Below are 12,754 nucleotides of genomic sequence, written 5' to 3' on the forward strand. Positions count from 1 at the left end.
GAAGTGAAAAACGCACCGAATTTAAAATATCAGCCGAAGGATAAATTCACCGAGGTAATCATTTTTGCCGGGACGGATGCTTACGCCCATGCTCAACACTGGATTGAAAGCGAAGGACGAAAACACGGCGATAACGTGCCTCCTGTTTACCTGGGGCCAAAGCAACTGGCAGACCTGGCGAATATCCGCATTGTCGACGATGAACGCCGCTTTGCGCGTGTCTATCTCGCGGGGGAGATAGAGCCAATCCAGATCAATGCTATTGCTGAAAAGCTGGCGCTGGCTGGTGTACAGGACGCGAAATTATACAAAGGTATCACCGACCGGGAGCCGGAAAACTGGCGCGACTACCTGCAACGGATCCGCGAACAGGCAGAGAGTGGGGAAGTTTCAGCGATGAAATTAGCCACAAAAAATATTGACCTATCTAGGCCAGCACTAAATCAGATGGGAGCCAGCCAGAGAGGGGAAGTGTTACTTGAATATTATGGAAGAGCACTGGCTATAAATGATGATTCTGATGTAGTTCACCATTACAACGGAATTGTCTGGGTGCCTGTATCTGATAAGGAACTCCAGCGGGCTATGGCGCAGATTTTTATTGATGCGGAAATCAGCTATTCGCAGAACGCCATCAAATCGGCGGTCGATACCATGAAGTTAAGTTTGCCCGTAATGGGGAATACAGCCCGTAACCTGATTGGATTCAGTAACGGGGTATTTGATACCAGAACTGGTAATTTTCGGGAGCATAACAAAAACGACTGGTTGTTAATTGCCAGTGAATTACCTTTCAGCCCACCAGCAGAGGGGGAAACGCTGGCAACACATGCGCCGAATTTCTGGAAGTGGTTGCGCCGTTCGGTGGCTGAGAATGACCGCAAGGCAGATCGCGTACTGGCGGCGTTATTCATGGTGCTGGCGAATCGGTACGACTGGCAGTTATTTCTTGAGGTAACGGGGCCGGGTGGAAGCGGTAAAAGCGTAATGGCGGAGATTTGCACTATGCTGGCGGGTAAGGCCAACACGGTATCGGCAAGCATGAAGGCGCTGGAAGATGCCAGGGAACGTGCGTTAGTGGTTGGCTTTTCGCTGATTATCATGCCGGATATGACCCGTTACGCTGGTGATGGTGCAGGGATTAAGGCCATTACAGGCGGTGATAAGGTGGCAATCGACCCGAAACATAAAGCCCCCTACTCAACACGCATTCAGGCGGTCGTGCTGGCGGTGAACAATAACGCCATGTCATTCAGTGACCGCAGCGGTGGGATATCACGTCGTCGGGTAATATTCAATTTTTCGGAAGTTGTACCGGAGAACGAACGTGACCCTATGCTGGCTGAAAAAATAGAAGGAGAGCTGGCGGTAGTGATTCGCCACCTGCTTACACGCTTTTCTGACCAGGACGAAGCTAAACGCCTGCTATATGAGCAGCAGAAATCAGAAGAAGCCCTGGTGATAAAACGCGAGGGCGATTCGCTGGTGGACTTCTGCGGCTATCTCATGTCGTCGGTAATGTGCGATGGCCTGTTAGTGGGTAATGCTGAAATTATTCCGTTCAGCCCGCGCAGGTATCTCTATCACGCCTATCTGGCGTATATGAGGGCACACGGATTCGGTAAGCCCGTAACACTGACACGCTTCGGTAAGGATATGCCAGGGGCAATGGCGGAATACGGCAGGGAGTATATGAAACGGAAAACGAAGCATGGCTTGCGTTCAAACGTGATACTGACAGAGGATTCAGAAGACTGGATGCCCTCATGTGCATCGGTCACAAATGACGATGGCAAAAATTAAACTTATGGAATAACTGTTCATCAAACTATTCACTGTTCACCTTTTTGATTATTTGTTGAGCTTTAAGGGTGAACAGTGGTGAACAGTTGGTGAATAGTTTTTGTGAAACTGTTCACCCCTTAACACAATGAATTAAAAGGAGAAACGGAAAAGGTGAACAGGTGAAGGGTTAAAATGCAAAAATTTTATTTTATTGCTGTGAGGTAAAGGCTGTGACAACGAAACACACAAAAAACACAATCTCACGCCCTTGATTTGACAGAACACAGGCTGAGGGGGGCGATAAAAATTATCGACCGCAACGCCGGGGAAGGATACGCGAAAGTACATCCCGAACTGATAAGCGCATTCATGACAACGGCAGCGGCAAACTTTGCCACGCTGACAGAACGGGAGATTGCCGAAGCTGAACAGGTGACAATCATCAACGTTAAAACCGGAGAGCAAACAGCATGACGGTACAAATATCCGCTTACGGGCGGCAGGTGGCTGATCTGCACTCAAAAACCACCAGCAAGGGAACACCAATGGCAATGGCGAGTATGGCAGTTCCCCTTCCGCGCAGCCAGGCAGATGACGGAACGGCGAAACGTGGCTGGTCTGGTTATCGCAGACAGCGTAATCAGTGCGCGAACGGTGCGGCTGGGCGGCAAAAAAGGCCAGCAGAGTGATCCGTACGGTGATGGAATACCATTTGGGGATATCGTATAAATAAACCTTAGCATAGCGTTATATAAAGGTGATATATATGATTTACTTTGTGAAGAAATTTAGTGAAATAGTGGAAAAGTCTTCTGGTGCTTTGTCTTTCGGGATTATACAGAGTCTCGTTATGATAGGTATAATTGCAAATTTATCTTCTCAAACAGGTGTAAGGTATTTCATCTTGCTTACTATTGCATTTATTGCAACTATAAGTATTGCATTATGTATGTTGAGTATAATATCTGTTATTAACGAAGTGACAGGAAAACATAAGTACATGAAGTTTTTGTTTGGGATTCTGCTGTACCCTTCTTTTATTGGTGTTATTCTTTCTGCGTACCTGAGTATTAAAGCACTAATAGTCAGTTAATTATCTGGGTAATAAGCAATAAAGAAATTTCTATAGAAATAAGCCATCAAAAGGAACGACGATAATACGGATAATATCGATGAAAAGTACACATGGAAAAGCTGACCATCAACAGAAATTACGGTATGCCACAAAAATGGTACAGGAGACGCAACAGCAGGATAAAACCACATCGGCATATAAAGTGATGCCCGGTAATCAGAACGCGCAGCAGAAGCCCACAGGGGCGACACCGTGGCGGCATATGACCAAACGCCAGCGCAAAAACCGCAGGCGCGTTAACCGCCTTATCGAACTGTGGCCAGAATTATTCAGCCGGGAAGCACCGAAGCCGCTTAAGGTGGGGATATTCGACGACCTGATGCAGGATCTCGCCGTCAGGGGGCTGGCATTTGGGCCAGGGGCATTACGTGCGACGCTGGCATCTTATGCGCAGTCTCCGCGCTATTACCGCGCCCTGGTTGCTGGTGGGGCGCGTTACGACCTGAAAGGCCAGCCGTGCGGCGAGGTGACACCACAGGAACAACAGGACGCAGAAACGCGGCTGATGGCGCTGAATGAGAAGCGCAAACGTCAGCGCCGGGCAGCAAAGGAGAAAACAGGCGCATGATTCACGACAGCAAAGCGGAAGCACTGGAAGCGCGTGGTCTGTACCGGAGAGCGGCGGCGCGGTGGGCTGAGGTCATCATGCTGGCGAATGATGACAAGGCACGGGAACAGGCGGCAAAACGTCGCGCGGAATGTATCCACAAGGCAGCACGCCCACCAGCAAGGCAGGATAATTTCGGGGAGATGCGCGAAACCATCAGCCGGGCACATGCCGGGATGGGATTACATCAGCCCAATGGTGAGGCATTCAGGAAATACCAAAAAAAGAACAATTGTAGTCAGTAACAGAGGATGGGATTCTCTTGGTTTTTTGTTGATGCTTTCTGAGGAAATCTACTACGTTGCTGAGCAGATGAATATTCAATTGCATCTGGGTTCCTGATAAGATTAATCTGAATATTTTCATTTGGAATAGGGATATGAATAAAACTTTAATTGCAACATTAGTCGGTATAGTAATGTTAACCGGATGTGGGCCAGAAGAGTTAACTCCAGAACAGAAACAGGAAGTAGCTGCTCTTAAAGCTGAACTGTCGCAAACGGAAGGTGAAATATCAGCAGCTAAGGAAGTTGACCAGCAGTTTTCTGGTGGGTTGATAAAAAATCTGACAACAGCAAGACTGGAAATATTAGGAACTAATAAAGCGCTTTTGGAACAGCGTATTAATGCTATTGAATCAGGTGCCAAAATTGATGTTGTTGTATCTGGAGTAAAACCTGATCCTGAGCTTGCGGCTTCAATTAAAACTGAAATTGACAGCTTAGATGCAAAAATCAACGAAGCCAAAGCTGATGCTCGTCAGTATAGTGGTGGTCTGATAAAGGTACTAAAATTATCTACTGTTGCCACTGAAGAGCAGACCATGGCAATGTTGCAGCAAAAGTACCTCACAGCCAAGTATGGCCTCGCTGAAGTTAAGCTGGCATCAGTACAAGCTAATGACGCAAAAAACAGTACTGAAACGGAAGTAACAGCCAAAAATTCCCAAGAGCAACTTCCTTTACTCCCGCCAGCGGATGGTCCGTTTGGCTTAGAAGCCGGTCTTACACAGAAAAACATCGAAGATATGATCGGTGCTAAGCTCAAGCCACTACCAGACAGTGTGAATCTGTATACTTCTGATAAATTACCGAAGCAAAACGCAGATTTTGAAATGTATGGTTTGCTGATCTCCCCGAAAGCTGGTTTATGTCAAATACGGGCTTTAGGAAAAAATATTGATACTGATAGCTATGGATTGGCTCTTAAATCCAAGTTTGAAGAATTGAGTAATTCTTTAAGTTCTCTGTATGGAAAGGCTGATACTACAGACTTTTTGCTGGCTGGTTCAATTTGGAAAGATCCTCAGGACTGGATGAGGGGGCTAAACAAAAAAGAACGCTTCTTATCTGCCACATGGAAGGGAACAAAAGAAATACCATTAAAAAACAATATTGATACTATATCTATTGAGGCCAGAGCGAACAATTCCACTCAGGGATATGTCTATCTGCAGTACTCATTTACAAATGACGAAATTTGTCAGGCAGAAATTGAAGGGGCGAAAAATAGTTCCCTTTAAACAATCCGTGCAAAGCCCCTTAGTAAGGGGCTTTTATATATTAATGTTCAACGTGGGGGATTAGATGAAAGATAATCTAGCAAAACTAATTGAAAATACTTTAAAAGATATTCTATTAGCTAATGCTGCTCTAACATTCATTTTTGCAATACCAATGGCTATTATCAGTAGGCATGGGATGGGCATCACAATCTGGTTTATAACTGTGCTCATTGCACCTGCTCTGTGTGCAGTAGGTGCATGGCTTGTATCTCGAACATCCGGCCATGCTGAGGAGTTCTTTCATCGTCGGTGGGCTAAGCGAATTTATGTTTTTTATACTCTTGCGGCTGCCGAGTTTTTGCTTGTGTACTCAATCGCGCAAATAATGAAAAATCTGATGAAATAATTAACAAGTTATTATCATGGAGCTTGTGGCTGTTAACCTGCAGTGAGGCGACAATCGTGTATTTATAAAAACTTCCCCTTTTCACTCCCCGCTGCTTCTTCTGCTATTGCCTTTATGTTTGCATCTGCCATACCTTTGCAGAAAAATCAGAGCATTCAGTGCCGAAGGTTGGTTTATTGATGCTTTTCGTTTCATTTATTGCAATTGTCTCTGGTATCATTTCAATTTGTGCAATAATTGCAATTATTGTCATTCAGAAGGGATCATCATGAAAAATCACGGAGTAAAGCCAGTTTTACTTTCCCGGAGGCGGATCGAAGCCCTGCAACGCATCCAGGACGAAGAGCGTCAGAAATCTGTGCTTGGTGTGGCACCGTCGATTCATGTTATCGCTCGGCAACTGATGGATAAGGCACTTAAAGAGGTGAGACTGTGAAATTAAATATCAGAGTGGATAAACGCCAGCTATGGCAGAAAAAAGAGAACAGCGAGGCATTCAGGGCGTTGCTGGTGGAAAATCTTCAGCATCGGTTCAGTGGAGAGTTGCCTGATGCTCTAGGGAAGAAACTGGAATCCCTGACGGTGGAAATTGGCGATTATGGCTTTGTTGATGTTGAAAGCACGACTGCCAACACAGAAATCGTAAAACAGGTCGTCAATGATGTAATGAAAACCACGCTTAGCCAGCCATCCTGGCGCAACTGAATCAGTAAGGGGCGGTTATTGCCCCTTTCCTCCATACCCACAACGCATTCCCTTTCCGCATGAAATTATTTTTTATCGTATATGCATGAGGTGAGCTACATGTTGATGAGTAAAGCCGAATACGCCAAATACAAAGGCGTAAGCCGCCAGACAGTTTACGACTGGCTCGAGAAAGGCGAAGTGGTCATGTCCGGTAAAAAAATTGATGTGGAAGCGACAGAGCAGCGGAACAGCCCACCAGCACAGGGGAAAGACACCATTTCTGAAATGTGGCCAGAAAGAACGCTGGAAATGACATGGGGCGAGTTCTGGAAAGCAGTTAAGGCCAGAGACGGTAAAATTCCTGCGCCAGTAACGGACGAGGGCATACAGCAGCGTGTGCTGTATGCAGCCGGGGAATTAGGCTGGGAAGTGCACTTTCTTGATGATGGTGCTATCTGCCTTGAGGATGATGAAGGGCAGCATTACTTTGAAAAATACAATTTGCGAGGTAATGCCAGGCTGGCAATTCGTATGCTGCGTTGCGAACTCTGCTATGTTGCAGGTGATTATCCCGATGAACCGGAATCATGGAGTGAAGCCGGGTTAAACGCCCTGGCTGAGTGGGAAAAATCAGACCATCAATGACATCAAAAAGTGTCAAGTTGAGCAGCTTGCCAGCTTGCCAGCTTGCCAGCTTGCCAGCTTGCCAGGTTGACACTTTACACTCTGAACGCGAAAAAGTGTCAACCTCGCTGTAAGCCCCGCAATTACTGGGTTTGTGCCAGATTTACCACGTCAAAAAGCCGAAAAAACCGCGAAAAATGTCAAGTTGCCATGCTTAGAAATGCTAAGGTTTTTCGCGAAAAAGTGTCAAGTGTGTCAACCTGCGATATTAAGATTTATTAAGGTCTTAAGCCGGAAAGTGTCAACCAGCCCCCTAAGATTTCCTAATGTGTGATTGGACGTGCTGTAACCTTCTTGTCGCAATGTGGATGAATGACTATAGTGCTGGTAGCTTTGACAGCAGAATCAGATTACTGAAGGAAATGTGTGATGAGTTTTTTTAGTCTTTATGGGAAAGAACTATTTTCTTTTTTTATAACGATTTTAACATGGATACTGAATAACAGATTTAAAAGCAAGGCAAAGTTATCCTATGGTTATCAGCATGGATTTACTTTTCTTCTCAATGAACCCTTACGGAATGCCAATGGTGAGGTAATATCTAATTCACAGTTGGTGTATACACGATCTATTATTCTTGTTAATGAAGGGCGAGAAAGTGCTACTAATATCTCATTGGTTTTTAACTATAAGCCAATGCATATTAATTTTTGGCCTGTCCACCATTTTGAAGAAAATATTGAACAGGATGGTCGCTATATTATCAAGTTTGAAAGCCTTGCACCTGGTGAGTCTATTCAATGTGAAATATTATCAATAAATAGAGAAGTTCCAAGTATTCTATCGATAAGATCTAAAGAGTGTGTGGCTGAGCCAGTGAATATCGTGATGCAAAAATCGATTAGTAATATTGCCCTACGTTGCTATCAATTATTAATACTTCTTGGAACTGGCACATTAACATATTTAATTATCGTTATTCTGCAATGGTTAGTCACTAAAACGGGATAATCCATTGTATTGAACTTATTAATTGGATATGAGTGCTGATAGGAAACCTATGACCATCACCGAAGCCGATATGCTGGAGATGATCCGCAGCATTGCCGGAATCAAACAACCAGCAAGCAAAATTAACAGGTGTTCAGCGCCTGTTTCCGTTGTGCTGCAACAGGAACGCCACCAGCGGCGGGAAAACGAAAAGGCGTACCAATGGACGAAGCCAAACAAGTTACGGCGTTAATTAGGGATGCGGGCTGGGATAGCCCGCATTTTGCTCACAGCTTGTTATAAATTTTTCCAGCGAAGTCATGAACCGCCTGAGGAATATCCGACGGCGTACCTAGCATTGTTGGCGCATCGGAAACAAAGAACATGATCGCTTCTTTGATTTCTTCGAAAGATGGGGTAGGGGTAATGCGCTTGAGATTTGAAACAGCCCGTCGGAACTCCGCCGTATCCATTGGATGCCTGCTAAACCACGTTGGACTAGAAGCCCAACATTTTACTGCTTCTTTCACCTTAGTGTTCATCATTTTTCCTTTTGCTTATTACCATACAAAGCATGTGGAAAGAGAAGATTAACATGGAAAATATGGGGTTGGTGAGCAAATGGTACTGGTAGCCCGTCGACATCTATCAGCATGATGATGTGAGGCCGTATCAGTGGCGGAAACCGAACAGGCTGCGACGGTGAGCGGGGCGTTATAGTAAGCCAACAGCCAAGCCAAACATTAAGCCTAAGGGTAGGGCTTTTTTGTGGCTGGTGGCGTAATGCCAACATTGTTACATGATGTTTTGAGGTATTATCTGCATGTTCGTGGTGAGGAACCACCAGAACTGATGAGCTTTTGTTTATGCATGTACTGCATGAAAACTGTCCTATAAAGTGGGGGGTAGGTGTGCTGAGGAGAACATTGTGAGCTACGCCAAATTAAATTGTGTCGGGGGTGAACAAGTTTCTTGATAGGTGTCAGTAGGCACCTATAGTTATAGGCTTCTTCAATTTTGTGTGCACAATATTTTGTATTGATTGGGGATAGGGTTGCACGCAAAATTAAAAAATGTATATTTATTAACGTGTATTTGATAATTTTTAAATAAAATATTTCTCTATGTTTATCATAAAAGGTTTTTTATGAGCGTGGCAATAAAAACAATGACACCAGTGTCATATTCTATAAAAGTTGATGCGATTAAGAAAAGATTGTCATATTTTAGTGATGTTTCTTTTTTGAGAAATTTTTATGAACACTTCCAAAAAGTAAGGGATGTCGAGGTGGGTATTGTTTCCAATTTCCCTTGGTGTTGCTATCTGGCAATGAAATGGAAGTTTTGCATGAAGGAAAAAAAGCCTGCAAAAGAAATGAGTAAAAATGATTTTGTTGATATTATCAACTTAATCTATAACTTGCAACTAGAAGCATCTAATTTAATCGTTGATGATAAAGTTATGCTAAGCCTTAGACGAATGGTGATAAATCAGTTGCTTTATCAATCAACTGATAAATTTAATGCCAATTCATTAACAAGACAGTATATTTGGTATTGCTTGAATGATGAATCATATTATAAAGATAAGTTTTTAGAATGTACTGGTTTACATTTGGAAAACTATTACAAAATGGCATGTTATTTTACCGCTATTTCATGTATTAATCCTGATATAGAATCAGAGGTTATTCCATTTAAACACTTGATAATAAACTTGGTTCCGATATTTGGTCCGGAACAAGTGAAAAGATTTTTGGAATTAACATGCTTAAAAATTGATGGTGTGAGAGATTTTATTGCCCCATATAAATTGGATAAAAACATTACCGCTGAGTATTATGAAGATACACCATTCCTCAGTAAACCAATGTTTTTAGATGGCGATGGTGTAGTGATATTATGCAAAAGAATCATGAAGTCAGGGTTTGTCAACCTAGTTCCAGAATTGTTCAAGCAGGTCTATAAGGAATCTTATAAAGAAAAATTTGGTAAGACGATGGAACTTTATATTTCTCGCTTTCTTGATAAGTACAATTATAACTTTAAGACTGAAAGGGAGGTTAAGAGGATTTATAGTGATAATGCAATAAAAAATTGCAAGTCCGTAGATTTTGTTATTTCAGAGGGAGATTCAATAGTTTATATTGACTCGAAGGCAATAGAGCCTGCAAAGTTCGTTAAAACATCTAATAATGCTCAGTTGCTAAAGGAAAGGTTGAATAAGAGTTTTATTAAAGGGATTTATCAAGGTCAGGAATGTGCTTTTAACTTAAATAAAATAGAGATGAGAAAACCATCTTCGAAAGATTCAATGTTAATTGTGGTGCATCGGGATCATCATATATCAAATGCAATGGTTGTGCAGGATTTTATTAACCCTGATTTATCAACTGAGTTATCTGAAAAATATCATAGTATCCCCATTGATCTAAAAAGAATTTACTATATAACAATTGATGAGTTCGAATTATTACTTATGATGTGTAAACAGAAAGAACTATCTATTAATGAGTTTATTGATATGTGTGTGGAAAAAGATTCATTCCCTCATACTCAGAAGTCTAATCTAAGCATGCACATATATGAATTTGCACCAGAGGGTATTGATGATGATCAATTGATTGTAAAAGGAAGAGACTTACTGATTGATGATGTTATTGAAAATATGAAAGAGAGTGCATCAAAATGGTCTGGGAAAGTTGATATGTATCTTAAAATAAAAGATTATATTTTTAATTGGTAATTAAGCAAGGGTGTTATTATCAACACCCTTGCTCATAGTCTTACAATATTAAATGTTGTGTTTTTTATTTATATATTTTATTGCCCATCAAGCTATTAATTCATCTCGTTATTTGAGATAGGTTGAGCATTTGTATTTTTTTATCAATTTTATCTGTATGAGCTTAAGCAGCTTCAATAATATCTGCGTTAAATTACGCTTCATTCAGAGACGTGCTTGCTATTGACATGTAATCCATGTGCAACAAGATTCCTGCCATAACTTATGCGTTTCAGATCCGAATCATGGACTGCTTTAAGTCATTTTTGTAGGGAAAACATGTTCACATGTCAGCACTGATTTGTTTCATCATATCCACTATCTCGAATTTCTGTGTCGATAGATGAATGCAGACGGAAATATGTGAATTTTGTGCACGCTCTGCTATTAAGCGAAAACGAGCGTGGGTATATCAACTAATAATTGCCCTCATTAACATAGGTGGTGGCGGGTATAATCTCTGTAACCCAGTTGTTCGTGACTACCCACCTCGTCAAATTTTCACACCCGCGAAATAAAAAATACTTCACGCTAGTGGTTATCCTTGGGCATCCACCAGCCCTTCATCATTGCCTGCCGGTGAGGCTGAGGCTCGAAGAAAAAGAGTGCTAGATAGTCGATTTTTGCCTGGTTTGGGATAAGGGAAAATTTATTGGGGGTACTTTTGGGGGTATCTATAAAAATGAAATATGAAAATATCATTAAATATCAATGTATTTTTTGTTTATGTTTTGTTCCTATTATCGCACCATTTAAATCAATAAATTATCTTGCTTTAAGTAAACCACGTTCTCCTCTTGTGCCGTATTTGTGTCATTGCGGCTTATAATTGCGTCGATTTTGCTCGCGTGTCCGGTGAGATGCCTGGCTGAAAGGTGAGCATATCGACGAACCATTTCGATAGACTCCCAGCCTCCCATTTCCTGCAACGAAGTCTGTTATCAATACAAATTCAACAATCAGCCTTTGTGCTTCATGAGACTCCATCCAGCGGAGCCGTTTATTCTTCGGCTGAGACACTTTTATTATTCGTGCACTATCCGGCATCCCGGCTCAGTAACAAGGATACTCGGAAAAATGCACGTCATGCATGGGGCTGATGGTTCATAATTCACCAATACTGCTTATAAAAATCACAACAAAACCGCAGCAATACCATTTTTACCACCTGCGGCAGGTTGGTGACCTTTCAGTGGTATGTGTGTTGAATGATTAGCAATTCTTATTAATTTTCCTGTCTGTTTAAATATTAGCAGTCAGATAAAATATAACCAGAAAAGATTAACTATTGTAGTTTGTAACAGTCGGATAAGTGATAAGTTACGGTTATTTTGAATTATTTTTATTGTCTGTGTAATTTTTAGACTTTGCATAAAAAAAAGCCCACCGTTGAGGTGGGCAAAAGGAATGATTAATTATCTCTGAGAGAAACATCATACTCTCTTTACTATATTTAACATGAAAATGTGGAGAAATTATGGAGTATACGTTATCAGGTTATTAAATAACCTGTTATCAATACAAAACAATACAGTTCTTTACATTCTCATTATTTTTATGAATACTCCTAAAGAGGTGCTTTAACGTAATGAAATAAACAGGGTAAGTATGAATATATTTGAGCAAACTCCACCGAACCGTAGACGTTATGGTCTTGCTGCATTTATCGGGCTGATTGCTGGCGTTGTTTCAGCATTTGTTAAGTGGGGAGCAGAAGTCCCATTGCCGCCACGTAGTCCGATTGATATGTTTAATGCAGCGTGTGGTCCGGAATCATTAATCAGGGCGGCAGGACAAATTGATTGCTCCCGTAACTTTCTCAATCCTCCGTATATTTTTCTTCGGGATTGGTTGGGACTGACAGATCCAAATTCGGCGGTTTATACCTTCGCCGGGCATGTCTTTAACTGGGTTGGTGTAACGCACATAATCTTTTCGATAGTTTTTGCTGTTGGTTATTGCGTAGTAGCCGAAGTATTTCCCAAAATTAAACTTTGGCAGGGCTTGCTTGCAGGCGCTTTAGCACAACTTTTTGTTCATATGATTTCATTCCCTCTAATGGGACTTACACCACCTCTTTTTGATCTTCCGTGGTATGAGAATGTCTCTGAAATTTTTGGACATTTAGTATGGTTCTGGTCTATTGAAATTATTCGTAGAGATTTACGAAACAGAATTACTCACGAGCCTGATCCTGAGATCCCTTTAGGTTCAAACAGATAACGAATTGA

General features: G+C 42.0%; 14 protein-coding genes and 3 pseudogenes. 15 read left to right on the forward strand and 2 right to left on the reverse strand.

Annotated elements, in window-relative coordinates; genetic code table 11:
- Positions 1–3 precede the first annotated feature (3 nt).
- The 13 genes and pseudogenes from BEA93_RS19650 (at position 4) to BEA93_RS19710 (ending at position 7,991) form a co-directional block, all read left to right on the forward strand.
- Positions 4–1,803 carry a DNA primase family protein gene (locus BEA93_RS19650; RefSeq protein ID WP_105225194.1) on the forward strand — a complete coding sequence of 600 codons (1,800 nt, stop codon included), beginning with the start codon at positions 4–6 and terminating at the stop codon, positions 1,801–1,803.
- 255 nt (positions 1,804–2,058) lie between these two features.
- Complete coding sequence (locus tag BEA93_RS19655; protein WP_000134817.1) at positions 2,059–2,259, forward strand: hypothetical protein; 201 nt, start codon at positions 2,059–2,061, stop codon at positions 2,257–2,259.
- A pseudogene (locus BEA93_RS26385) lies at positions 2,256–2,387 on the forward strand (single-stranded DNA-binding protein); the annotation flags it as partial. The gene BEA93_RS19655 and the pseudogene BEA93_RS26385, both read left to right, overlap by 4 nt.
- Positions 2,388–2,551: 164 nt before the next feature.
- Positions 2,552–2,878: a hypothetical protein gene (locus BEA93_RS19665; RefSeq protein WP_000639079.1), complete on the forward strand. Its 327-nt coding sequence runs from the start codon at positions 2,552–2,554 to the stop codon at positions 2,876–2,878.
- 92 nt (positions 2,879–2,970) lie between these two features.
- Positions 2,971–3,488 (forward strand): annotated as a pseudogene (locus tag BEA93_RS19670) (ProQ/FINO family protein).
- Positions 3,485–3,772, forward strand: a complete 288-nt coding sequence (locus BEA93_RS19675; protein WP_000581045.1) for a PerC family transcriptional regulator — start codon at positions 3,485–3,487, stop codon at positions 3,770–3,772. Before BEA93_RS19670 ends, BEA93_RS19675 begins: the two are co-directional and overlap by 4 nt.
- Positions 3,773–3,906: 134 nt before the next feature.
- Positions 3,907–5,049 carry a hypothetical protein gene (locus BEA93_RS19680; RefSeq protein ID WP_105224945.1) on the forward strand — a complete coding sequence of 381 codons (1,143 nt, stop codon included), beginning with the start codon at positions 3,907–3,909 and terminating at the stop codon, positions 5,047–5,049.
- A 64-nt stretch (positions 5,050–5,113) separates the two neighbouring features.
- Positions 5,114–5,437, forward strand: a complete 324-nt coding sequence (locus tag BEA93_RS19685; protein ID WP_000654335.1) for a hypothetical protein — start codon at positions 5,114–5,116, stop codon at positions 5,435–5,437.
- Between the two features lie 268 nt (positions 5,438–5,705).
- Positions 5,706–5,873, forward strand: a complete 168-nt coding sequence (locus BEA93_RS25355) for a hypothetical protein (protein WP_172954573.1) — start codon at positions 5,706–5,708, stop codon at positions 5,871–5,873.
- Positions 5,870–6,142 (forward strand): hypothetical protein, encoded by a 273-nt coding sequence (locus tag BEA93_RS19695; RefSeq protein WP_000773311.1) that lies wholly within the window; start codon positions 5,870–5,872, stop codon positions 6,140–6,142. Before BEA93_RS25355 ends, BEA93_RS19695 begins: the two co-directional genes overlap by 4 nt.
- A gap of 99 nt (positions 6,143–6,241) precedes the next feature.
- The gene (locus tag BEA93_RS19700) at positions 6,242–6,769 is read left to right on the forward strand and encodes a hypothetical protein (RefSeq protein WP_000930136.1); all 528 of its coding nucleotides are present in this window, start codon (positions 6,242–6,244) and stop codon (positions 6,767–6,769) included.
- A gap of 408 nt (positions 6,770–7,177) precedes the next feature.
- On the forward strand, positions 7,178–7,759 hold the full coding sequence (locus BEA93_RS19705) for a hypothetical protein (RefSeq protein WP_000007757.1): 582 nt from the start codon (positions 7,178–7,180) through the stop codon (positions 7,757–7,759).
- 49 nt (positions 7,760–7,808) lie between these two features.
- A complete protein-coding gene (locus tag BEA93_RS19710; protein ID WP_000156295.1) occupies positions 7,809–7,991 on the forward strand; it encodes a hypothetical protein in 183 nt (60 codons plus the stop codon).
- Between the two features lie 34 nt (positions 7,992–8,025).
- On the opposite strand, the gene BEA93_RS19715 is transcribed toward BEA93_RS19710, so the two are convergent.
- Entirely contained in the window at positions 8,026–8,280 is a 255-nt protein-coding gene (locus tag BEA93_RS19715) for a hypothetical protein (RefSeq protein ID WP_001093516.1), read from the reverse strand.
- A gap of 605 nt (positions 8,281–8,885) precedes the next feature.
- On the opposite strand from BEA93_RS19715, the gene gapS1 reads away from it, so the two are divergent.
- On the forward strand, positions 8,886–10,484 hold the full coding sequence (gene gapS1 / locus BEA93_RS19720; protein WP_001526660.1) for a GapS1 family protein: 1,599 nt from the start codon (positions 8,886–8,888) through the stop codon (positions 10,482–10,484).
- A 791-nt stretch (positions 10,485–11,275) separates the two neighbouring features.
- Here gapS1 and BEA93_RS25360 read toward each other — a convergent pair.
- Positions 11,276–11,452, reverse strand: a pseudogene (locus tag BEA93_RS25360) (integrase); the annotation flags it as partial.
- A gap of 679 nt (positions 11,453–12,131) precedes the next feature.
- Between BEA93_RS25360 and BEA93_RS19730 the strand changes: the two are divergent.
- Positions 12,132–12,746 carry a YagU family protein gene (locus BEA93_RS19730; RefSeq protein ID WP_001019913.1) on the forward strand — a complete coding sequence of 205 codons (615 nt, stop codon included), beginning with the start codon at positions 12,132–12,134 and terminating at the stop codon, positions 12,744–12,746.
- Positions 12,747–12,754: the final 8 nt, after the last annotated feature.

The sequence above is a fragment of the Escherichia sp. MOD1-EC5950 genome, from assembly GCF_002965345.1.
GTDB lineage: Bacteria > Pseudomonadota > Gammaproteobacteria > Enterobacterales > Enterobacteriaceae > Escherichia > Escherichia marmotae.

Coding starts and splice junctions, on each gene's coding strand:
- BEA93_RS19665 (WP_000639079.1), top strand. CDS start 2,552: ATGATTTACTTTGTGAAGAAATTTAGTGAAATAGTGGAAAAGTCTTCT.
- BEA93_RS19675 (WP_000581045.1), top strand. CDS start 3,485: ATGATTCACGACAGCAAAGCGGAAGCACTGGAAGCGCGTGGTCTGTAC.
- BEA93_RS19680 (WP_105224945.1), top strand. CDS start 3,907: ATGAATAAAACTTTAATTGCAACATTAGTCGGTATAGTAATGTTAACC.
- BEA93_RS19685 (WP_000654335.1), top strand. CDS start 5,114: ATGAAAGATAATCTAGCAAAACTAATTGAAAATACTTTAAAAGATATT.
- BEA93_RS25355 (WP_172954573.1), top strand. CDS start 5,706: ATGAAAAATCACGGAGTAAAGCCAGTTTTACTTTCCCGGAGGCGGATC.
- BEA93_RS19700 (WP_000930136.1), top strand. CDS start 6,242: ATGTTGATGAGTAAAGCCGAATACGCCAAATACAAAGGCGTAAGCCGC.
- BEA93_RS19705 (WP_000007757.1), top strand. CDS start 7,178: ATGAGTTTTTTTAGTCTTTATGGGAAAGAACTATTTTCTTTTTTTATA.
- BEA93_RS19710 (WP_000156295.1), top strand. CDS start 7,809: ATGACCATCACCGAAGCCGATATGCTGGAGATGATCCGCAGCATTGCC.
- BEA93_RS19715 (WP_001093516.1), bottom strand. CDS start 8,280: ATGAACACTAAGGTGAAAGAAGCAGTAAAATGTTGGGCTTCTAGTCCA.
- gapS1 (WP_001526660.1), top strand. CDS start 8,886: ATGAGCGTGGCAATAAAAACAATGACACCAGTGTCATATTCTATAAAA.
- BEA93_RS19730 (WP_001019913.1), top strand. CDS start 12,132: ATGAATATATTTGAGCAAACTCCACCGAACCGTAGACGTTATGGTCTT.